Here is a 21,428-nt window from a genome sequence, read left to right as displayed (position 1 = left end):
TGTTAGAGTCCAGGCTTTTCTAGCCGCATCGCCTCCAGATCAAGCTGACTGAGCCGATCGAAAGCTCGATCGATCGATCGCTGTCCTCGCAAAAACCCTGTATTCGCGCCCGGACAGAGAAACTGAAGCGTTTCTGGCGTGAATCGATCGCGCAGGGCTGCAATGCTGCGAAGCTGACGCGGCCAGTGAAAAGTTTTGGCAATGCGGAGCGGAACCGGGTTTCCCTGCTGATTCGGTAACAAATGCCGTCCGGTAAACAGAATGCCGCCAAAGCGATCGTGATAAAGGCAGGCAGAGCCGGGAGAATGTCCAGGTGTCCAGATTGCCAGACTGCTGGAGCTGAGGCGAAACTCTTGCTGAAACGTTGTGATTTCCATTTGGGGCAGCAGATAGCCCTCCTGCTCCTGAATCAGCACTTCGCAGCCCGTTTCCTGCTGAATTGACCTGACCTGACCGATCGCCCCCCGATGAGTCAGAAATAACCACCGCACGCCTCCCTGCGCCTGAAGAAACGATCGAGTTGCGGCATCCCACGCAGGACAGTCAACCAGCATATTGCCGCCCTCCTGCAGAATCAGGTAAGCTGTGCCGCCTGCAATCTCGCGGTTGGGAGGAAAGGCAAACACGGTTTCAAACACGGGGCGAGGCGGTTTGACAGCAGCGTTTGAAGGGTTTGAAGCAGTTTCTGATGAATTGGGCACAGGGGAATTAATCACGGGAAGCGGGTGAGAAAAGGGCGGTAGTGAGAACTGACGATGATAAGACTGACGGTGATAAGACTACTGTGACGGTTTACATGACCAGATGGATAGGCTGAAGGGGTCGCTTCGCATGGGTGAGTAAAAGACGGGTTGCCATATCATGCTGCATGAGCAGTCTTCGGGTTCAGCATATTGGGGAAAGCCTCGTTTTCTGCGAAAAGGCTGGAGAATTCCCAGTTCTTCTCCCCATCGCTCCGCAGTTCGCTAAATTACCATATCAAACACTCAAAAGACAAAAATTATTTCTATCCACGATTGTTTTCCTCTTCATCTTAAAACTCCTATCCTGACTCCTTCAAAAGCGTCGAGCAGTTTGGCGATCGAAGCAATCTTCCCTCAATTTTCCCTGATGGATAATTGAATCGATAACAGGCGAATCAGCTAAAAACGGTTTGGCGATCATGCAACCGAGCTATTCTGGATGAAGCATGGTTCAGATTGAGCGGGAATAAAAGGTGAAATTGACGGCATGATCTTGCTGCTCCTGATTATTGGATCGATTACCTACTTTGTGGTTCAGCGCAGTGTGGCGAATTTGACGCGCACCCCGGTCTGGCTACTGTGGCTGGTCATGATGATTCCTGCTTTTGTTTGGGCGAGCTGGGCGGTTGTTAGAGTGGCGGAGCCAATTCCCCTTGAGCTGCTGTTTGCTGCATTTGTAGGCAGTTCGATTCTGTACTGGACGCTGGTGCAAAAAGGACGAATTCCGCCTTCTCAGTCTGCCCAAGCGCAATCTGCCCAGTCCGAACAGCCTGCGTCTGTGGCGAATGTCCGTCCGACTCCACCTCCCCGATCGATCGATCGCGAAGAAGAAGCCAGCCTGCAAAACTGCTTTCCCTGGTCGGTGTTCTATCTGCAAAACATCGAGCATCGCCCCCAGGCGCTCATCTGTCGCGGGCAGCTCCGAACCTCGCCGGAAGTGGCGTATCAAACGGTGCGGGAAAATGTGGAAGCGCAGTTTCGCGATCGGTTCCTCGTCGTTTTTCAGGAAGGCTTAAACGGCAAGCCTTTTTTTGCCCTGGTTCCCAATCCCTACCAGCAGGCAGGTGCAGCCTTGCGGAAAACGGGCGATCGCCCTGGCATTGCGTTAATCCTGCTGTTTGCCACTTTGTTAACCACGACGCTGGCAGGGTTTTTGATCGGCAAAACCAATCCTCAGCTTCCAACGACCTTTGCCGAACTGCTGACCGGACTTCCCTATGCCGTTTCGCTGCTGGCAATTTTGGGAGCGCACGAGCTAGGACACTTCTGGGCAGCCCGGCGCTACCGAATTCGGGCATCTTTGCCTTACTTTATTCCGGTTCCGCCTGCAAGTATTTTTCCTTTTGGGACATTAGGCGCGTTTATTCAGCACCGATCGCCCATTCCCAATCGCAGGGCCTTGTTTGACATTGGGCTACTGGGACCGCTTGCCGGGTTCCTGGTGACGGTTCCCGTTTTGCTGTGGGGTTTGGCGCAGTCTTCCCCAGTGCCCGTAACCGAGGAATCTGGACTGCTGAACGCGGCTTCGTTTAAGTCCAGCGCGTCGGTGCTGCTGACCGTGCTCAGTCGGATTGCGCTGGGCGATCGCATGGCGATAGACAGTGCCCTGAACCTGCATCCGGTCGCAATTGCAGGCTGTCTGGGGCTGATTGTGACTGCGCTGAATCTCATGCCTGTGGGTCAGCTCGACGGCGGGCATATTGTTCACGCCATGCTGGGGCAGCGATCGGGGGCGGTGATCAGTCAGGTGGCTCGGTTACTGCTGATTGGGCTGGCATGGGTTCAGCGAGAACCGCTGCTGTGGGTATGGGCAATTTTGCTGTTTCTCATGCCCGTAATCGATGAGCCAGTTCTGAATGATGTTAGTGAATTGAATAATGCCCGCGACCTGCTGGGAATCCTGGCACTCGGATTGCTGCTGCTGATTATTCTGCCCGCGCCTGCTCCACTTCTCCGGGTTTTGTTTTAGACTCTAGTACACTGCCTGAAGGATAGAGTCATGACCCAGGATGTCCGGCAATGGTTAGGCGAAATAAAAGCCCTGCAACAAAAGCTGACCGAAGCGCAGCAGGAACGAGATGACGCGCTAAAGAGTGCAGCAAACTGGCGCAATTTATATGAAACTGAAGCCCGCCAGCGACGCACCGAGGCAAAACTGGCGCAGCAAAAGGTCGATTCCCTGCAAGCGGAACTCAACGCGCTAAAAGCAACTCCGTCCCTGTCTAATGATTTGGCCGCTTTCTCAGAGCCAGATGCAGCTCGTGCCCAGACGGTTCAGCAGCAGGTCAGCCAGCTCGACACGATCGAGGCACTGCAAGCTCGCCTGAGTGAAGCACTGCTAGAAGCCGATCGCCTGAAGCAGACACTTCGGTCTGAGCAAGCAGCCCATCAGCAGACCCGCGTCGAGTTGACAGCTGCCCTGGGAGATGCGATCGATCGGCTCACTCAGGAACGCACCCGTAACCGCAATTCGGATAACAACCCGGATAGCGGCAAGCTCGAAGATTCAGTTCTCTCCGAAATACCTGCCGTTTTGCCTGCGTCTAAAACCCCATCACTTGAGCTACCGCACTTCGAGTAGCTTCGATCCCGGTTTTGAACTGGTTTTGACAGTGTTTAATCGCCGTATCCGGGTCTTTAAGTCCGTTTCCGGTGAGAACACAAACAATTTTTGCGCCTGCCGGAACCTGATCTTTCACCTTCAGCAGTCCCGCCACTGAAGCTGCACTCGCAGGCTCACAAAAAATGCCTTCCTGAGAAGCCAGCATGCGATAAGCGTCTAGAATCTCTTCGTCGGTGACAGCGTTGAACTGTCCCTGACTGGCATCTCTTGCTGCAACTGCCTGCTTCCAGCTTGCCGGATTGCCAATGCGAATTGCGGTTGCCAAAGTTTCCGGGTTGGGATTGGGTTGGCCTGTCACCAGCGGAGACGCGCCTGCTGCCTGAAAGCCCATCATCCGAGGCAACTTGCAGCGATTTTCCTGATGATACTGACAAAAGCCCATCCAATAAGCGGTAATATTGCCCGCGTTGCCTACCGGAATACAGAGCCAGTCGGGAGCGTCACCCAGCACGTCTACAATTTCAAAAGCGGCGGTCTTCTGCCCCTCTAATCGATAGGGGTTCACTGAGTTAACCAGCGTGATCGGGTAGTGCTCTGACATTTCCCGCACGATTTCCAGGGCACGATCGAAGTTTCCCTGAATTGCCAGCACTTCTGCGCCATACAGCAACGCCTGTGCCAGCTTGCCCAACGCCACATAGCCATCTGGGATCAGCACATAGGCCCGCATTCCGGCTCGTCTTGCATAGGCAGCAGCGGCGGCTGAGGTATTGCCCGTACTGGCACAAATCACCACTTCTGCTCCGGCTTCCTTCGCTTTGGTGACTGCCATCGTCATGCCCCGGTCTTTGAAGCTGCCCGTCGGGTTCAGACCGTCATACTTGACCCACACCTGCACTCCGCGTCCAATCTCAGCGGCGATCGCAGGAGCGGGAATCAGGGGCGTATTGCCTTCTAGCAGCGTCACCACAGGGGTTTGATCGGTGACGGGCAAATAGCGGCGATAGGTTTCAATCAAGCCGCGCCAGCCTCTCTGACCCGCAACCGATTGAGCTGCCAAATGAGCGTTACCAGACGAACCAGAACTATGTGTATTAACAGACGGTAAACTAGCAGTCACAGCGAATTTGTGAATGAAGAACTTAGGACTGAGATGGTATCTCACCCGTTCTCTCAAGTCTAGTGCGATCGAGTCACATCAGCCAAGTGTAAGGGTTGTTCACAGGTTGGCGATCGTTCCCTTGAGGGGATTTGGAGAACGTTTGCTTCACAGAACGTCATGCAGCAAATCCTGTACTGTCCAGCCACTCAGCACCAACAAAGACAGCAGAGCAATGGCGAGAACCGTCAGCGGAATCCAGAGCTTATTTTGAGGTTGAGACATTTCACTAAAGTTTACGAATTTTAATTCTGCCGATCGACTTAAACTGCTTCTAGCTCATAACTTCTAGCTGAGAAAGGAAGCAGTTTTATGGCTCAGCTCTATGACTCATTTATGATTCAGTTTTATTCCTTATATAAAGTCTGTCCCCGGTACAGTGAAGCTTCCAATAAGCAGCCTAAAATCCCTGCTCCTACGGTAGTGCTCGATGGTAAGGTATCGAGGAACTCAATCCATCTGGTGATAGCGGTGAACGATACATCGCAACCCTGAAGTAGTCTTCCAAGGTTCTTGTATGTACAGACCAGGCTGCACAGAATTATTTCTTTTAACCCAGGCTCAGAATCCTCTATTTCGAGGAGTTATTTGGGTTAAACCTAATTCGGTTATCCAGGCAGTTGCAGCAGTGCGTATTCCGGGTGGCTTGACTCCACCGTGAGTTTGGGTTGTGTGGTGCTGGTGGGCAAACTGCTGACTACGATCGCGGCAATGCATTCTTGAAAATGCCGATCGTGCTTGTATTCTGCTGCTGATTGCTTTGGGAATCCTGGCGGTTACTGTTCCTGTTCGATGAACTGAATTGACAAACTAATTGATGAATTGAATTGATCGGTTAGCGGTTGCGGTGGTTTGGTCGCGCCCAATCGGCCGATTGATATTGATTTTACGATTGCCAAAATCTTGAACTATTCAGGCGAAGAAATGTCATACCGAGTGATTAGTCTGTTCCAAGCGAGGCGGATTCGAGCTTTGCGATCGAAGCTTCGGAGAAAAGCGCAAAGCCCAAACCTCAAGACTGAAGTTTTAGCCGGAATTACAGTAGCACTAGCCTTAATTCCCGAATCGCTTGCGTTTGCGGCGATCGCCAAAGTCAACCCAATGGTCGCGCTGTACACCTCATTTTGCATGGCAGTGGTCACAGCGATCGCGGGTGGGCGTCCGGCAATGATCTCAGCCGCGACTGGCTCAATGGCACTTCTGATGACCACGCTTGTGGCAAAACACGGTGTTGAGTATCTCTTTGCCGCAACTGTTCTCACGGGTGTACTTCAGATTTTGATTGGCATTCTTCAGTTAGAACGCTTTTTTTCTTTTATTCCACCCTCGGTCATTGCCGGGTTTGTCAACGCGCTGGGAATTTTGATTTTTCTGGCCCAGTTGCAGCAGTTTGTAGGAGAACCGTGGCAAATGTATGTCATGGTTGCCGTGACGCTGGTGATTGTTTATCTATTCCCCAGATTGTCTAAAGCAGTTCCGGCTCCGCTGGTTGCCATTGTCTCAATGACCCTATTTGCGATCGCCGTGAACCTCCCCGTGCGTCGGGTTGGCGACATTGGCCAAATAACGCGCAGTTTGCCCAGTGTACACCTTCCTGCCGTAAGCCTTTCGCTAGAAACGATCGCCATCATTTTGCCGTATGCTTTGACGCTGGCGATCGTCGGGTTGCTGGAGTCGCTGTTAACTGCCGCCCTGGTGGATGAGTTGACGGACACTCGCAGTTCCAAAAACCAGGAAATTAAAGGACAGGGGATTGCCAACGTGGTGACGGGGTTCCTGGGCGGCATGGCAGGCTGTGGGATGGTTGGTCAATCGATTATCAACGTGCGATCGGGCGGACGGAGCCGATTATCAACCGCTGTTTCCGGTGCTTTTTTGCTGTTTGCCATTTTTGTGCTGCGAGATTTGGTGCAGCAGATTCCAATGGCGGCGTTGGTCGGAGTCATGATCATGATTGCGTTTGAAACCTTCGACTGGAATTCGCTCAAAACGCTCCGCAAAACGCCTTTGCCTGAATCGATCGTTATGCCAATCACGGTAGCGATTGTCATTTGGACCCATGACCTGGCGAAAGGGGTTTTGGTGGGGGTCATCCTCAGTACCGTTGTCTTTGGCTGGCAAGCAGCTCAGATTAGAGCAACGACGACTCAGCACAGTGAGGTAAAGACCTACCATTTGTCGGGTCAACTGTTCTCTGGTTCAGCAAACCGGTTTCTGGAACTATTTGACTATCAGCACAATTCCAAGCGCATCGTTCTTGATTTTAGTGCAGCTCGTCTCTGGGACTGGGCAGCCGCAGACGCAGTTTCAAAAGTCGTCAAGAAGTATCAAATCCTCGGTAAACAAGTAACACTGAGCGGGCTTAATCCAGAGAGTCAGGCGATCGCCGAACAGTTTGGACTGATGCAGCTTGCCGATTTTGATTGGTTCGTCGATCAAAGTGCCTAGTACCCATTTGTACGAAGGGGCACTTTCATTTTTGGTCTCTTTGCGGGGCGGTATCAGCAAGTGTAGGGGATAGTTGGTTTGCGCTTGAACCACAACCGGGGACAGATTGTACTGTAGGATAGCAACTGTTCTTGACCGATCGGCGTCTTGCTCAGGACAGGTCGTTAAACTGCCTGTGTTCCACTGCGATTTGCCACTGCGATTTGCCACCCCGATACACTGTTGCAATGAAAGACCTCTTTGCCCGCGAAGCCCTGGCTCAGATTCCCAAAATCCTGACGCTGCTCGATCGCAATCCGCACAGTCCAACTTATGGCTGTTTCGATCGCAACTTCTGGCACTACAAAATCATTGATTTCCCAAGCGGGATGTCCCAGGAGTTTGTGCTGCCGCTGACGCTGGCGTATGAAATTAACCTGCCGGGCAACCCTTACTATCAGCAGCCTGTGATTCGTGAATGGGTGAAAGCAGGCATTCTCTACGCGGCAAAAAGTGCTCACGCAGACGGCTCCTGCGACGATTATTTTCCGTTTGAGCGAGCAGGCGGTGCGGCAGCATTTTCGCTGTTAGCCTGTCTGGAAAGCTATCGGCGGCTGGAGTTTCAGGACGAGCGAATGCTGAAATTTTTTAGCCAGCGGGCAGACTGGCTGGCGCATCACCAGGAAAGTGGGCGGCTCACGAATCATCAGGCGTTGATCGTGCTGTGTTTGGAGTTGCTTTCTCGACTGCTAAAGACAAATCGCTGGGATCGGGCAAAGGCGCAGCGACTCGAACAGGTTTTTTCCTGGCAGCACGAAGAAGGCTGGTTTCAGGAATACGAAGGCTGCGATCCGGGCTACCACACGCTGACCATTTCCTGTCTGGCATGGCTGTATGAACTCACGCCCGATCCACGCCTGCAAGCATCACTTACCCAAGCCGTCAAACTAGCGGCAGAATTCGTCCATCCCGACGGCTCCTACGGCGGCGAATACACCAGCCGCAACACCTATAATTTCTTTCCCAATGGCTTTGAGCGAGTCGGACGCTGGCTCCCTGAAGCTCTGGCAATCAACGATCGCTTCCTGCAAGGACTGGCAAACGCCAAGGCTCCCTGCTACGCGGACGATCACATCATCGGACACCACACTTGGAACTATCTGTTGGCATGGCAAGATTTTGTCGAGTCTCGTCCGGCAATTCCAACTCGATCGCAGGGTCAAGTTTGGCTGAAGCAGGCGGGTTTGCTGATCGATCGCCGCGAGAATACTGAGCTGTATCTGGCGTTAAATAAAGGCGGCGCATTCAAACTTTTCCGTGACAATCAACTGATTGCGTCCGATACGCAGTTTTCCGTGCAGGTGCGGCAGGGCGGCAAGCTCAAAAATGCGGTGGGGCATCTGGTGAGTGACTACACGATCGACCTTCAGCCCAACGAAATTGAAGTTCGTGGCAGGCTAGGTTGGGCAAAACAAAAGCAAATGACTCCCCTGAATTTGATGATTCTCCGAGTCGTGATGCTGACAATCGGACGCTTTTTCCCTAACCTGATTCGCAAAATTTTGCAAAAAGTGCTGATTGTGGGCAAGAAAGACGCGCCGTTTCAGTTCACACGCCGACTAATCTGGCAGGATGGACACTGGCAAGTGCAGGATCAGCTTCAGGCAAACGATTGGTTCAATGTGGTGAGTGCAGGTATTGGCGGCGATCAGACTTCGATTTATGTGGTGATGAGCCGCACGTTTCAAGTCGGACAGCTTCAACCCTGGCTGGATTTGACCGAGAAGGTGAAGTCGCTGAGGATGGGGGAAGTTTTAACGATCGATCGAACCCTTTAGGAAAGGTTTGAATTGGGATAACCCTGACCCGAACTGCCCCCTAGCCCGCTAATGCTGGAGGGAACCTGGCACTCTTTAAGCTGCTCGCAGTCTCTCAAAATTAGAGCATTTGGGGACAATATTTGGGGACAATGCAGGACAGATACTGCTGGCAAATTATTTCTTCATATCCGAAGCCCTGATTTTGCCGTTTCCTGGGTTACAAAACTCGAACATCTCGCTTCTGATTGTAATGAACTTGTAAGGCTTTCAGGGTGTTAAGCGATGTTTCGCCAGCAGTATCAAAACTGCGTAAGAGTCCAATTAGCAAGAGACGCGACAACATGATTGGCTTTCAATTAAATGGCGAGCCAAACAGCAATTACACACGCTTAAACAAACTTCGAGGCAGCAACTTTTTTACAGTCGCCGCCCCGAAAATACCGCGCTACTTAGACAATTGCTTATGCAGGAATTAGCACAGTGTCAATGATGTGAATGACGCCATTATCAGCAGTAACATCTGGTGTTGTCACGCTAGAATTGTTCACCTTAACACCTTGGGAGGCATCAATCTTTACGTCTGAACCTTGAACGGTCGTGGCTGACTTCAGCTTCACCACATCCGCCGCCATCACCTTGCCAGAAACAACGTGGTAGGTAAGAATTTGCTTGAGCTTCGGGATATCTTTGAGCAAAGAATCAACCGTGCCCGCAGGAAGCTTTGCAAATGCTTCATCATTCGGTGCAAAGAGTGTAAATGGGCCAGCACCCTTGAGGGTTTCTACGAGGCCAGCAGCTTTGACAGCAGCAACTAGGGTGCCGAATGAACCAGCGTTTACGGCAGTATCAACAATGTCAGACATTTATTTACCTAGCTTATGTGTCTGTAACAACCATAACGCAATTGCTGAAAACATTATGTCGTTTTTCTCAGTATCCGGCTAAAGGAATGGATATGCTCTGCTTGGCAATAAGAATACTTGTAAATAGCTAGACTTGATTAAATTTAAAACTGTTGTCACCGTTCACCAAACTGTCCGTGATTTAAAAGATAATCTTCTGATAGATAAGATAGTTCAACCCATCTTCAAAATCGAGAACGGCTTGATCGGTCTCTTTCAAATTGGCTATTTCTGAACCCTTATCAGAAATAGAAACGTTTAATGAGCCGTAATATAAGGTGTGGGAAGCGAAGATACCGTTGGCGAATTCGTTAGAGAAAATCTAGGCGAAAGGTCTCTCATGAGATGAGGGTAAAGGTACATGGCTGAACAGAGGTGCATTATGTCCATGCAACCCCAACCGATTCTTCCAGTTCTAGAAGACGCTGCAGCAGTTGCACGAACCGACTTTCCGAAAGGCAACCTTTATCTCCAGATCCACGCTACCCTTGGCAGCATTTATCAGGACGAAACTTTTGCCTCGCTCTTTTCGAGACGCGGACAACCAGCTCAAGCTCCCTGGCAGTTAGCATTAGTTTGCGTGATGCAGTTCATAGAGAATCTATCCGACCGTCAAGCCGCAGATGCTGTTCGTGCTCGCATTGATTGGAAGTATGCTCTCAGCTTACCGCTGAGTGATCCAGGATTTGATTACTCCATTTTGAGTGAGTTCCGCACTCGTTTGCTTGCAGGCAATGCAGAGCAATTGTTGCTGGACAAATTGTTGGAACAATTACGCCAAAAGAAACTACTCAAAGGACATAAACGGCAACGAACAGATTCAACTCATGTTCTCGGGGCAATTCAGAGCTTGCATCGACTAGAGACATAGGAGAAACCTTTCGTGCTGTGCTCAAGAGCTTAACGGTTGTGGCTCCAAACTGGCTTCAGGAGCATTTACAAGTGGAATGGTTTGACCGGTATTGTCGCCGCACTGAGAACTATCGATTGCCAAAACTAGACAGCGAGCGAGAAGAATGGGGGTGCGAAGAAATTAAATGGACGATAAAGCACAAAACTAATCAGGCTGATGCTGCTCTAGAGCCAGCGATCGATCACCCTCACCGTTTCACTCGAATGTGGAATCAGTAATCCTCTAAAAAAGAGTTCTTCGGTCATTCCCGGCATAATCAATGCCCGTACAATAACACTTGCGATCGTCCAACCTGAAGTTTGAATATCCAGCGTCAGGAATTGCGAGCCGAAACCGATCGGGAGGTAAATCAGTCCATAGAGCAACAGCAGCCCCACTGCCCAAAACCAGGATTCTCGCCCTGGAATCGTCCGAATCGATTTGACTACCCGGAGCATGATTCTCTGTCCTATCCATCTCATGTCCAGTGCCTCACTGAATTAATTCTATGAAACGCCTGATCTCGATCGCCGTTAGCCTCATCATTCTCGCAGTCATTTACTGGAGGATTGACTTTGCTGGACTGCTGCAAGTATTTCAGGACAGCGATCGATTGTGGATGGTCGTGAGTTTGGGGATGGTGATTCCCTTAACCATGTTCACTGCATGGCGATTGCAGCAGTTGATGCCGCCCGGAACGCGATTGAGATTTGGCGAGGCAAATCAGCTTATTTTGGCAGCCAGCGTCTTGAATATGGTGCTGCCGTCCAAGATGGGGGACATTGCGAAGGCGTATTTTATGCGCGATCGGGGGCATTTGAGTGGGACGCTTGCCCTGTCGCTGGTGGTGTTTGAGAAAACCTGCGATTTGCTGTCGCTGCTGTTGTGGTGTGTATTTGGGCTGCTGCTTTACCCGCAAAAAGATTGGCTATTCTGGATCATGACGGCGACGGTAGCGATCGGGCTAATGCTTGGACTGGCACTGATCGGACTGCCCCGCTTTGCCCAGAGTTTCTTTCAAATGGCGCAGGCCCTTGCCCCTAAAAAGCTGAAAGCCAAGCTGGAAAAACTGAGCGGTTCTTGGCAGGAGATGCACGATTACTTTTGGCGCGATCGGCTTCAGCTCACAAAGATTGCCGTAACGTCGGTGTTTATCTGGTTTCTGCACCTGCTGCAAATCTGGTTTTTTATTCTGGCACTCAACGCCTGGACTCCGTTTTTGGTGAATCTGGCACTGTCGCCCCTGGCCATCCTGGCAGGGCTGCTGCCCCTGACGTTTGCAGGCGTGGGAACCCGTGATGCAGCTCTAATTCTGTTTTATCAGCCTTATTTCAATGCTCAGACAGCGGCGGCTTTGGGGCTGCTTTGCACCTCGCGATATCTGCTGCCTGCGATCGGCGGACTGCCTTTTCTGGGACAATACCTGTCAACCCTGCGGGAAATGCGGCGGATTAAATCATGATGCACCTGCCTAATCGATTGCCTTTGAAGTCTGATCGATCGCGCCTGATCTTTTGGCTCGGTCTGAGTTTGCTCATGTCGCTGGTCTACTGCATTCCGGCTCTGATAACGGCATTCAGCAATGAATATGTAATTCAGGACGATGCGCGGCAGCACGTTTTTTGGGCCAGGCGGTTTCTCGATCCGCAGCTTTTTCCCAATGATTTGATTGCCGATTATTTTCAGTCCGCTGCCCCCGATGGCTATGCAACTCTCTATCGTTTTTTTGCCGGAATTGGGATCGATCCCGTCTTTCTCAGTAAGCTGCTGCCGCCCGTTTTGGCACTGATTAGCACAGCCTTTGCCTTTGGCATTGGGATGCAGTTTTTGCCGCTACCGATCGCCGGATTTGCCTGTGCGCTGCTGCTCAATCAGAATCTCTGGATGCGCGATGATATTGTTTCATCGACTCCTGTAGCGTTCATCTATCCGTTATTTCTGGCGTTCCTTTACTTTTTACTGCGTCGATCGCTTATTCCCTTAATCATTGTGATTGTTTTGCAGGGATTATTTTATCCCCAAAGCGTCTTTCTTTCTGCGGGGCTATTATTCATTCGCCTGTGGCAATTTCGTGGTGGAATTGGATTGAATCGATCGCATTTAAGATTATCGCTCGCCGGATTAATTGCTGCTTTTTTGATCCTGCTGCCGTATGCACTGCAATCCTCTCCCTATTCACCGATAATTACCGCAGATCAAGCCAGGCTATTGCCTGCGTTTAGTGAAATAGGTTGGTCAAAGTTTTTCGTGAATCATTTCACTGACTTCTGGTTATGCGGTAAACGAAGTGGCATGATGCCCACTGAATGGTGTGATTTAGCCAGAGAAGGCAATGCGTTGGGATGGCTAGGAATTCCGCAGCTTTGGCTCGTTGTATCGCTGCCTCTCCTTCTAAAATTCCGAAATCGGTTTCCTTTCGCCAATCAGGTTCGATCGCAAATTATATTGCTGCCACAGTTTCTCATCGTATCGTTGGGCTGGTTCCTTTTAGCGCATCTGGTTTTGTTTCGGCTGCATCTCCCCAATCGCTACACCGAGCATAGTTTTCGCATGATCGCTGCTTTAGCGGCTGGTGTAGCGATCGTCATTCTTTGGGATTCCCTAATGCGTGTCCTGCTAACTCGTAAACCAATGAACGGTCGAGTTCAGGCTGCCGTAGTTTCTGGTTTGTCTGTCCTTGCTGCCGGATTGCTCTTTTTGTATCCCTATACATTGCGAATTGATGGCGATGCGTTTCCCGTAACAGGATATGTCACGGGTGAATTTCCAGAACTGTACCGTTTCTTTCAGCAGCAGCCCAAAGAGATTCAAATCGCATCGCTTAGCGTTGAAGCCAATCAGCTTCCCAGTTTTGCTCAGCGATCGATTCTGATTGGCGGTGAGGGTTATTTGCTGCCCTATCACATTCAATACTTTGAGGAAATGAGTCAGCGTACAACCGATTTGATGCAGGCGCAATATAGCCCTGATCTAAATCAGGTAAAGAATTTTATTCAGAAATATGACGTGGATTTTTGGCTAGTTGAGCGATCGTCCTTTGAGCCAAAATACCTGGAAGAAAACTCAATCTTTCGTCAGTTTCCAGCAGTTTCTCAGCAGCTTCAACCCGGCAATGCTGCCCTGCAACAAACTGCACGAGCCTGTACAAAGGCGCGAATTCGCCGCTTTCGAATTTTGGATGCAAATTGCATTCAGCAGCAGTCTTAATTGGGGCAACAGCGAATGCAGAGAAGCGAACCCTTGAAGTAGAACTTGCTGGTTTGCAAGCTACCGCCTCAATGATTCGCCTCAATTTGTTTGTGAGTTAGTTTGATTAGACTGATCGATCGCCGATCGAAGATAATCCCACGTTGATCGCTCAGCTAAATTGCCTACGGCATCGGGTGAAACAGCAGGTCAGGAAAGAAGCGATTGAACTCAATCACGGTGGCTGACAGAACGACCAGGGTGACCGTTAGTGCCACGGGTGCGAGAGAGAGGTACTTGACGAAGTTTTGCATAGGATAGCTCCAGAGGAACGGAAGAGAGAATCAGAAACTAGCGCGGTCCGACGGGAATTTTGTTGTCGGCCTCGACGAGTTCACCCGTGGTCAGCTCTTTCAGGGCAGCCAGGGGCCAGGCGAGGGCAGACACAACACATTTGACGGCGAGCGGCACATCAATCAGAACTTCCTTCATTTCGGGGTTCTTGGTTTTCCGCACGTTGATCAGATAGGAGCGACCCGACCAACCGATCAAGCCTGCAATGTACAGGAACATGATGCCAGGAATCATAAATTCTCCGGCGTGGCTGAGACGACCATCTGCAATCAGGTGAGGTAGACCGTCAGGACCGCAGAGTACCTGGGAGTTAGCATAAGCCTCGAAGCGAGCCTTTGCCTGAGGAGTCCGAGCCTGGGCAGCCCGGGCCTGGAAAGCCTGAGATTCGCTGCAAGGGGTAAGTCCAGCGATATCAGCCGAAGCAGGGGGCACGAACCCAACCCACAGGAATAGAACGACAACGAGAGCAAACAATCTTCGCATGGAGTTGTTTCCCTTTATTACAAAAAACAAAGAAATTTGTACAAATTGTTAAGGAGTTTGTACAAAGAAGATTAGCGTTTCAGTGCAATCATACTCTTCCAGGGAAACCTCGTAAAGTTAAGCTTTTAAAAGAACTTTACGCCTAAATCAAACCGCTCAAACGATCGATCGAAAACCCTACTGCCGTTAGCCATTCGCCTTCACTGCCTCGTTTTCAGCAATTTTCTGTCAAGGGTTAGTTTGCAATTTTTAACTCTATATGTTTTTTTCGGAGCACATTCAGATCGTAATAGGTTGATTAATTTTTGCAAACAGATTTCTGCTTGGCTGCAAATTGATTAAGAGGCTAGGAATAATCCTTCATAATTTAGTTTGAGGCATCGCTTCGGACGACAATCAAGCATCATCAAGAACTCTCACAAGGCTATGGCAACCGTTCTGGCAATCGAAACAAGCTGTGATGAAACTTCTGTCGCGATCGTACGCGATCGGGAGGTGCTGAGTAACATTGTCTCTTCGCAGATTAAACTGCATCAGCAGTATGGCGGCGTTGTGCCCGAACTGGCTTCGCGACAGCATCTTGAAACCGTTAATTGGGTGCTCGACGCAGCCTTACAGCAGGCAAAACTGGACTGGCAAGCCATTGATGGCGTTGCTGCGACCTGTGCCCCTGGTCTGGTTGGTGCGCTGTTGGTGGGTGTGACCGCAGGCAAAACGCTGGCAATGCTGCACCAAAAGCCGTTTCTGGGCGTTCATCACCTGGAGGGGCATATCTACGCTTCTTACTTAAGCGAGCCGGAACTTCAGCCGCCGTTTCTCTGTTTGCTCGTGTCAGGTGGGCACACAAGCCTAATTAATGTGAAAGACTGCGGACACTATGAAACGCTGGGGCAGACCCGGGACGATGCTGCCGGAGAAGCGTTTGATAAAGTAGCGCGGTTGCTCGATTTGGGCTATCCGGGTGGTCCCGTGATCGATCGCCTTGCCAAAGCAGGAAACCCCGCCGCGTTTGCCCTGCCCGAAGGCAAAATCTCTTTGCCCGAAGGCGGCTATCACCCTTATGATTCCAGCTTTAGCGGCTTAAAAACTGCCGTGCTGCGCCTGACCCAAACCGTTTCACCAACTGATCTCTCTGTGCCTGATCTGGCTGCTAGCTTTCAGGCGGCGGTTGCTAAAGCCTTAACCAAAAGAACGATCGCTTGCGCGTTGGACAATGGGCTGAAAACGATCGCAGTTGGCGGAGGCGTTGCGGCGAATAGCGGTTTGCGCCATCACCTGCAATCGGCAGCGGAGGAACATGGTCTGCGTGTGTTGTTTCCACCCCTCAAATTTTGTACCGACAACGCAGCGATGATTGCTTGTGCGGCTGCCGAGCATCTCGATCGTGGTCACGTTTCCCCACTAACGCTAGGTGTTCAATCCCGGCTGTCGCTGGGGGCGGTAATGGATTTGTATAACGAAGCAAGCTAAGCCGAGTACTTTTCTAAAACTGCCCGAATTTCAGCAACCGTCACATCGGGCTGCTCAATCATGGCGAGATGACCGCAATCTGAAATTTCGCTGACATTGTGACCGCAAAACTCAAAAGAGGGATGAAAGCTTGCCAGATGGCGGACGTATTTCGGCTCCATCACCGTGTCTTTTTGTCCGGTAATAAAATGAACAGGCTGCTGAAGCTGAGCAACTACCTGGGGAAGCTGATGGACTTCGGCTTCGGTCGTCGAGTCGAGCAAGCTCCTGAGGGCAGCTTCTGCATTGGCTACCAGCAGGTCTTGCAGACGTTGCTTAGCCCACCGTCGGGCGATCGGACGATAAACATTAATTCGGGTCAGAAGCAGGTCGAGAAACGGCAGATAGGACAACCAGCGCGGACGAAACTTGACTAACTGTTCTCCCGCCAGGCGAAACCGCTCAAACTCTTCCTTCAGATAAATCCCGCCCCCTGCGTTCACGCAAACCACACCCTCGATTGTGTCAGGCGCGAGATGGGCTGCCCATAGTGCGATACTGCCGCCCAACGAATGACCCACAATCCAGGCTTTTTTAATTTGCAGTTCCGCCAGCAGGTGAACGAGATCCTGAGCATAGGCAGCAGGGGTATAGCGATTTGAGCTTATCTCAGCCTGATCAGCCGCTGTCTGATCGGGTAGGGAAACCGGGACAGAACCGCTTGCCCCACTGCTTGCCTCACGATTTAATGTTGGGTGATCAATCGCTACTGAAGTGGGACTTGCCACACTAACGGCTGTTCTTTGAACCACGGTTTCAGGCACGGGTTCGGTTAAATCGAGTTCGGTTAAATTTTGAGGCAAGGCTTGGGCAGCAGGCGCGCTGTTAGGAAAATTTTGAGAATGACCGAAACCTCGCAGGTCATAAGCAAGGCATTGATAGTTTCCTGCTAGCTGCTCAATCACAGGCTGCCAATAAGCCCGGCTCAGTAGCCAACCATGCACAAACACCACAATTGGCATATCGGTGGGTGCAGCGGTGGGCGCAAATAGCTCGTAGGCATGGGGAAACCCCAGAACATCAACAGTTTTGACCATACGATCGCAGTATCAATTGCCTTTTAGCACAGCAAACTGCCCAGAGCGATAACGCAGTCCGGCTTCGATTTGCTCTTCTGTCTCTATCATAGGTTTGCTGGGAGCCTGTTTCCAAGTTTTAGCTTCCCGCTCAAGTCAGAAATTACAGAAAGGAAGAGCGTTAATGCGGCGATCAGGAACCGAATACGCGGCTCGTCGGGTACGAACGATCGCGGTTTAAGCCTCCTCAGCCTGCCCGGAAGCTTTTGTCGATTCGCCACTTGCCTTATAAGCTGCCCAGCCGCCCAAATGGGAAATATCGGGCCAACTGTACTGTTCAACAAGTTCATGGGGGTAAAGCATTGCCGTTACCACTGCTCCGCTCTCCAGCACAACATCGCCGGGATACATATTGGGCGGTTCGGTAGAAACCAGGTATTCATATTGCTCGGAGCTAAGTTCGTAAAGCTCCCCCGGTATAGAGATGCCTCCCTCTGCTACCTGATAAATGGCAGGATGCCAGCCGTTTTGTGCTGCATGAAGGCGATACAGGGGTTGAGTCTTCGCTTCACGGACGAAACGAGCAGACTGTAGATTTTGATGGTCTGGCTGTCCCCGCAAGGCAGAACCGCAAATGAAGACCTGTTTCGGCTCGGAGCTAGGTTGGGTCATGGATGGTTCAAAAACTGCTGATAAGCGTTGCAGCATTTAACCTAAACCGATCGCCTACCCTCTGGCAAGAACTAAATCGAAAGCGTTTTCCCAGGAGTGAGGGGCGAAAAACGGTTGTCTGAAGCCCGTTTCATCACGCTGCTTCTGCCTGCTCGCAGCACACGCAGAGGATAACTTCTCTCTTTCGATTTTGGCTGCAAATTTGTCTTATCCCCCAGGGGAGAGGCAGCATTCAAGCAACTTGTTTATCGTTATCACTTGAAAGGTGATTAACAAAAAATAAACACAAAAAACAATGGACAACATTCAAGACTTGATTGTAAAGGCAAAAGATAACCTGCCCGATGTTACCCCCACGCCCCCAGAATTTCATTCCCAAGCCACCGCTTATGAGCTGAAGTCTCGTTTAGAGTGGGGAGAGCCGGGTCTGACAATTCTGGACGTGCGGGACCACGACGCATTCAACGATTGCCGTATCTTGGGCGCAATGACAATGCCGATGGATAAAGTACCAGGATTGGCAGAATCAACCATCCGCAAAGAGCGGGATCTTTATGTTTATGGCAATGACGATGAGCAAAGCGCACAAGCGGCTCAACTGCTCCGTCAGGCAGGGTTCCAGCATGTTGCGGAACTAAAGGGCGGACTTAAGGCATGGCGCGAAATCGAAGGTTCGATTGAAGGAGTTGCATCAAACGAGTCTCCGGGTCCGGGTGCTTACAATGTGGTCGAGCGGCTGAAAGATTTCGCTCAGGAAAAGGCACACGAAAAGCCGATGCAATAATTGCTAAAAGCGCATTCCTGTCGCGGAGAAGGTTTGACTCGAAGTAATCTCATGATGTTGAGTACGCTTCTGGTCAAACTTTCTTTTAAGGCATATTCATTCAATTGATTCTCAATTTATTGATTGGTTGAGTTCTCATTCACCTGTGAGAGGCACGATCGCGTGTCTCTTTTTTTGCTCTGTCTTGTATGGTGTGTCCTGTCCTGCACCGAAGCTCTGCAAAGAAGGATTTTTGAAAAGTTGTAAGTTGTCGATGTTGCCCTGAATTTCCCATGCCTAAATCCCTGATTAAGGGGGGACTGTGATTAAGGGGAACTGTGACAACCGGAACCAAGCGAGGTTCTGCCAGAATAGCTACGGTGGACGAATTACGGCTCTGTAAGCAAAACGAGCTTGCCCATGAGCGAACCCATTTCCAGTAATCGATGGGCGGCAGCGGCTTCTGCAAGCGGAAACGTTCGATTCAGGTAAATCATGAGGTCCTTCTGGTCGATCAGGTGGGCACACTGCCGCAAAATTTTTGCCTGATCTTGCTGCGCCTGGGTCATGCCCCTCAGCATGGGGGTTAGCATCAGTTCGTAGCTCACGCGCAAATTTCGATCGCGAGCTGTTTTCCAATCGGTCTGAGAATCAGGGGCGAGAATTGTTACCACGTCTCCATAAACCGCAGTTTGGGCAAAGCTTTGAGACAGCACTTGACCGCCGATCGTATCAAAGGCTAAATCCACGCCTTCGCCGTTTGTCCAATTCAGCACTGCCTCGATTGGGTCAGTCTCCCGGTAAAAAATGACGTGATCTGCTCCAAGCTGCCGCACAAACTTTGCCTTTTCCGGCGTGCTGACCGTGGTACAAACTGTTGCCCCTGCCAGCTTTGCCAGTTGAATTGCCACATGACCTACACCTCCCGCCCCCGCATGGATCAAAACCTTGCGCCCTGCTTCCAACCGCGCCCGATCGTATAATGCTTCCCATGCTGTAATCAGCACCAGGGGAGCCGCTGCTGCCTCTGTAAAGCCGATCGAGCTGGGTTTTAGCGCGGCAAATCGCTCATCGACGATCGCAAATTCCGCATAGTTGCCAGGATGCCCTCCTAAGCCACCGTTGCAAAAATACACTTCATCGCCTACGCGAAACTGCTGTACACCAGAGCCAACTGCCTCGACAACTCCTGCTCCATCACAACCCAGAATGGCGGGCATTTGCTCTGGGTAGAAAGTGCCGCGCTGCCGCAGTTTGGTGTCGATCGGGTTGATGCCTGCTGCCTTGAGACGAATTAGCAGTTCCCGCGCTTGCCGAATTTGTGGCGGTGGTACGTCGTGTACCTGCAAGACTTCGGGACTACCAGGGGAAGTCATTAGAATGGCTTTCACAGCTTGTTTCTTACTCGTCCATTTCAGGATAACGGAGCCATTTTAGGTTTAGAGGAGTCCAATACAAATTTTTTGATGACGAATTTGTAATAAAACGAAGCTCTATTCAGTCTATTCGGTCAACAGATGAGATCTGAGTTGGGTCAAAATTGCTTGCGCTCGCGTCCAGAGAATTGAACCACCTGCTGCTGGCTCGACCGTATGCGAAGCTGTTGGTAAACGACGAGCCAAGGTCGTCCCAGAATCTGGGGAGTGAACGGTGCTGGTGTCTAAACCACCGTACCAAAGGTCTACGGGAATTTTAATCTCCTCTAGCTTCATCGTCCAGGGGCTGAGCGCATTGACCAGATCCCGTACATAACCTTGTGTTCCCTGTGCAAATCCCCCTTGCAAACAATGCTGATATGCTCTGCCAAATGAGTCACTGAGATAAAGCGATCGATCGCACGCTGCACTCATTTCAATAATGAGATGCCATAACCCTTCTGGAGTTGCGATTTGCGAAAAGTATTGCTCAAATGCTGCTGCATCCTGTTCAATTTCCGCAATCATTCGCGAAACATCAGAATGCAAAAGCGGTCTGATTTGGGGATGGGTTAGCTCATCCTGCCCTGATACGATCGCGATTGCCTCGACTAGCCCTGCTCCTGCCAGCGCAAATGCAAAAGGTGCGCCTTGAGAAAATCCTACGGCGGTAACGTTCATGAGGTGATGTGCCTCAATTAATTCCTGGATATCTGAAACCCACGACGATAGTGTTTTGGTGGGGTGAGCATCGGATGCACCTAAACCAGGACGATCAATGGCAATAAGTTTTAAACCAAGCTCTAGGAGATAATTTGTGCCAAATCCCAGTGATCCGCTCATCCCAGCTCCGGTGCAGAATAAGACAGGCAATCCTTCAGTCGCTCCCCATTCCGACCAAGCTAGTACACGACCATCGCGAAGCTGCATTCCGGTTTGCCGATCGGGAGGTGTAATCAATACGTTCATAACATTTACCCATACTTAGCGATATCAAACAGAAAGGTTATCTCATCGCTTTGTGTCGATCGTTCACGTTTAGCAGGGAAATTTGTCCTTAGACGCAATCAGGGCAGAGCGGCGAACCAACTCTACCCCGGTAGCGTGATCTGAAGCGAATTGGGAAAATTCTTGAACGTCAACGATGCGAAGCAGCTCCCCCTGTGGGGTAATCGAGACTGTGAAGACTGAGGGGAACCATCTCGCCGCTGGTCGTAAGTCCCAAAAGCATTGGCTCCTGGGGTTTAATGAATTGACCCGTGAGGGCACATCGTTCTTCCTGAGTGGCTTGCGCCTGCACTGTGATGCGAATGTCCGATCGCGATAAGACAGGCTGAGCATCGCCGGACTTCTGATGCACATAGTTCCACAAAATGTCGCGGATGAGGGCTTGATAACCCTGGTTGCCGGATAGTTCTTTCAGTTTGTCTTTCAGTTCGCGCTCTAGCCGAATGCTCGTCACTTCCATTTCTGTCGTTGCGGTGCGATTCAGCGTGTACATGCTTTTCTTCTCCAATTATGTAG

The 21,428-nt window shown here is 50.8% G+C and carries 19 protein-coding genes and 1 pseudogene; 9 read left to right on the top strand and 11 right to left on the bottom strand.

Features of this window, described 5'->3' with window-relative positions:
- Positions 1–2: 2 nt before the first annotated feature.
- Positions 3–701: an MBL fold metallo-hydrolase gene (locus tag NDA02_RS14975; protein WP_190791457.1), complete on the bottom strand. Its 699-nt coding sequence runs from the start codon at positions 699–701 to the stop codon at positions 3–5.
- 529 nt (positions 702–1,230) lie between these two features.
- Here NDA02_RS14975 and NDA02_RS14970 point away from each other — a divergent pair.
- Together NDA02_RS14970 and NDA02_RS14965 are read left to right on the top strand one after the other, a co-directional pair.
- Complete coding sequence (locus tag NDA02_RS14970; RefSeq protein ID WP_190790263.1) at positions 1,231–2,712, top strand: site-2 protease family protein; 1,482 nt, start codon at positions 1,231–1,233, stop codon at positions 2,710–2,712.
- A gap of 30 nt (positions 2,713–2,742) precedes the next feature.
- Positions 2,743–3,324, top strand: coding sequence for a hypothetical protein (locus NDA02_RS14965; RefSeq protein WP_190790262.1), 582 nt, complete (start codon positions 2,743–2,745; stop codon positions 3,322–3,324).
- Here the strand turns inward: NDA02_RS14965 and thrC are convergent.
- Positions 3,287–4,366 (bottom strand): threonine synthase, encoded by a 1,080-nt coding sequence (thrC, locus tag NDA02_RS14960; protein WP_199296353.1) that lies wholly within the window; start codon positions 4,364–4,366, stop codon positions 3,287–3,289. The genes NDA02_RS14965 and thrC overlap by 38 nt on opposite strands.
- Before the next feature lie 1,071 nt (positions 4,367–5,437).
- Here thrC and NDA02_RS14955 point away from each other — a divergent pair.
- The gene (locus NDA02_RS14955; protein ID WP_277879026.1) at positions 5,438–6,913 is read left to right on the top strand and encodes a SulP family inorganic anion transporter; all 1,476 of its coding nucleotides are present in this window, start codon (positions 5,438–5,440) and stop codon (positions 6,911–6,913) included.
- A gap of 227 nt (positions 6,914–7,140) precedes the next feature.
- Positions 7,141–8,730 carry a hypothetical protein gene (locus NDA02_RS14950; RefSeq protein ID WP_348255191.1) on the top strand — a complete coding sequence of 530 codons (1,590 nt, stop codon included), beginning with the start codon at positions 7,141–7,143 and terminating at the stop codon, positions 8,728–8,730.
- A gap of 443 nt (positions 8,731–9,173) precedes the next feature.
- Here the strand turns inward: NDA02_RS14950 and NDA02_RS14945 are convergent, their stop codons facing one another.
- Positions 9,174–9,575 carry a fasciclin domain-containing protein gene (locus NDA02_RS14945; protein WP_348246539.1) on the bottom strand — a complete coding sequence of 134 codons (402 nt, stop codon included), beginning with the start codon at positions 9,573–9,575 and terminating at the stop codon, positions 9,174–9,176.
- 421 nt (positions 9,576–9,996) lie between these two features.
- On the opposite strand from NDA02_RS14945, the pseudogene NDA02_RS14940 reads away from it, so the two are divergent.
- A pseudogene (locus NDA02_RS14940) lies at positions 9,997–10,628 on the top strand (transposase); the annotation flags it as partial.
- Between the two features lie 63 nt (positions 10,629–10,691).
- Here NDA02_RS14940 and NDA02_RS14935 read toward each other — a convergent pair.
- On the bottom strand, positions 10,692–10,964 hold the full coding sequence (locus NDA02_RS14935; RefSeq protein WP_190790256.1) for a hypothetical protein: 273 nt from the start codon (positions 10,962–10,964) through the stop codon (positions 10,692–10,694).
- Positions 10,965–11,014: 50 nt separating this feature from the next.
- Here NDA02_RS14935 and NDA02_RS14930 point away from each other — a divergent pair, with 50 nt between their 5' ends.
- Both NDA02_RS14930 and NDA02_RS14925 read left to right on the top strand, forming a co-directional pair.
- Complete coding sequence (locus NDA02_RS14930) at positions 11,015–11,968, top strand: lysylphosphatidylglycerol synthase transmembrane domain-containing protein (RefSeq protein WP_348246541.1); 954 nt, start codon at positions 11,015–11,017, stop codon at positions 11,966–11,968.
- Complete coding sequence (locus NDA02_RS14925) at positions 11,965–13,713, top strand: hypothetical protein (RefSeq protein ID WP_348255189.1); 1,749 nt, start codon at positions 11,965–11,967, stop codon at positions 13,711–13,713. Before NDA02_RS14930 ends, NDA02_RS14925 begins: the two co-directional genes overlap by 4 nt.
- A 164-nt stretch (positions 13,714–13,877) precedes the next feature.
- On the opposite strand, the gene NDA02_RS14920 is transcribed toward NDA02_RS14925, so the two are convergent.
- Both NDA02_RS14920 and NDA02_RS14915 read right to left on the bottom strand, forming a co-directional pair.
- Positions 13,878–14,006, bottom strand: a complete 129-nt coding sequence (locus tag NDA02_RS14920; protein ID WP_348255188.1) for a photosystem I reaction center subunit IX — start codon at positions 14,004–14,006, stop codon at positions 13,878–13,880.
- 37 nt (positions 14,007–14,043) lie between these two features.
- Positions 14,044–14,529 carry a Photosystem I reaction center subunit III gene (locus tag NDA02_RS14915; protein ID WP_190789811.1) on the bottom strand — a complete coding sequence of 162 codons (486 nt, stop codon included), beginning with the start codon at positions 14,527–14,529 and terminating at the stop codon, positions 14,044–14,046.
- Positions 14,530–14,955: 426 nt separating this feature from the next.
- On the opposite strand from NDA02_RS14915, the gene tsaD reads away from it, so the two are divergent.
- Positions 14,956–15,999, top strand: coding sequence for a tRNA (adenosine(37)-N6)-threonylcarbamoyltransferase complex transferase subunit TsaD (gene tsaD / locus NDA02_RS14910; protein WP_348255187.1), 1,044 nt, complete (start codon positions 14,956–14,958; stop codon positions 15,997–15,999).
- On the opposite strand, the gene NDA02_RS14905 is transcribed toward tsaD, so the two are convergent.
- Both NDA02_RS14905 and NDA02_RS14900 read right to left on the bottom strand, forming a co-directional pair.
- Positions 15,996–17,075 (bottom strand): alpha/beta hydrolase, encoded by a 1,080-nt coding sequence (locus tag NDA02_RS14905; RefSeq protein WP_348255186.1) that lies wholly within the window; start codon positions 17,073–17,075, stop codon positions 15,996–15,998. The two genes, tsaD and NDA02_RS14905, sit on opposite strands and share 4 nt — an antisense overlap.
- A 216-nt stretch (positions 17,076–17,291) precedes the next feature.
- Positions 17,292–17,726 (bottom strand): gamma-glutamylcyclotransferase, encoded by a 435-nt coding sequence (locus tag NDA02_RS14900; RefSeq protein ID WP_348255184.1) that lies wholly within the window; start codon positions 17,724–17,726, stop codon positions 17,292–17,294.
- 295 nt (positions 17,727–18,021) lie between these two features.
- Between NDA02_RS14900 and NDA02_RS14895 the strand changes: the two genes are divergently transcribed.
- Positions 18,022–18,510: a rhodanese-like domain-containing protein gene (locus NDA02_RS14895; RefSeq protein WP_190794072.1), complete on the top strand. Its 489-nt coding sequence runs from the start codon at positions 18,022–18,024 to the stop codon at positions 18,508–18,510.
- 368 nt (positions 18,511–18,878) lie between these two features.
- Here the strand turns inward: NDA02_RS14895 and NDA02_RS14890 are convergent, their stop codons facing one another.
- The 3 genes from NDA02_RS14890 to NDA02_RS14880 form a co-directional block, all read right to left on the bottom strand.
- Entirely contained in the window at positions 18,879–19,880 is a 1,002-nt protein-coding gene (locus NDA02_RS14890; protein ID WP_190794071.1) for a zinc-binding dehydrogenase, read from the bottom strand.
- Between the two features lie 111 nt (positions 19,881–19,991).
- The gene (locus tag NDA02_RS14885; RefSeq protein ID WP_348246553.1) at positions 19,992–20,873 is read right to left on the bottom strand and encodes an alpha/beta hydrolase; all 882 of its coding nucleotides are present in this window, start codon (positions 20,871–20,873) and stop codon (positions 19,992–19,994) included.
- 169 nt (positions 20,874–21,042) lie between these two features.
- Complete coding sequence (locus NDA02_RS14880; RefSeq protein WP_190794070.1) at positions 21,043–21,405, bottom strand: hypothetical protein; 363 nt, start codon at positions 21,403–21,405, stop codon at positions 21,043–21,045.
- Positions 21,406–21,428: the final 23 nt, after the last annotated feature.

Source organism: Leptolyngbya sp. ST-U4, assembly GCF_039962215.1.
In the GTDB taxonomy this organism is placed as follows: domain Bacteria; phylum Cyanobacteriota; class Cyanobacteriia; order Elainellales; family Elainellaceae; genus Leptolyngbya_A.
The sequence above is the reverse complement of the archived record's forward strand: the minus strand, read 5'-3'. Positions and strand labels throughout refer to the sequence as shown.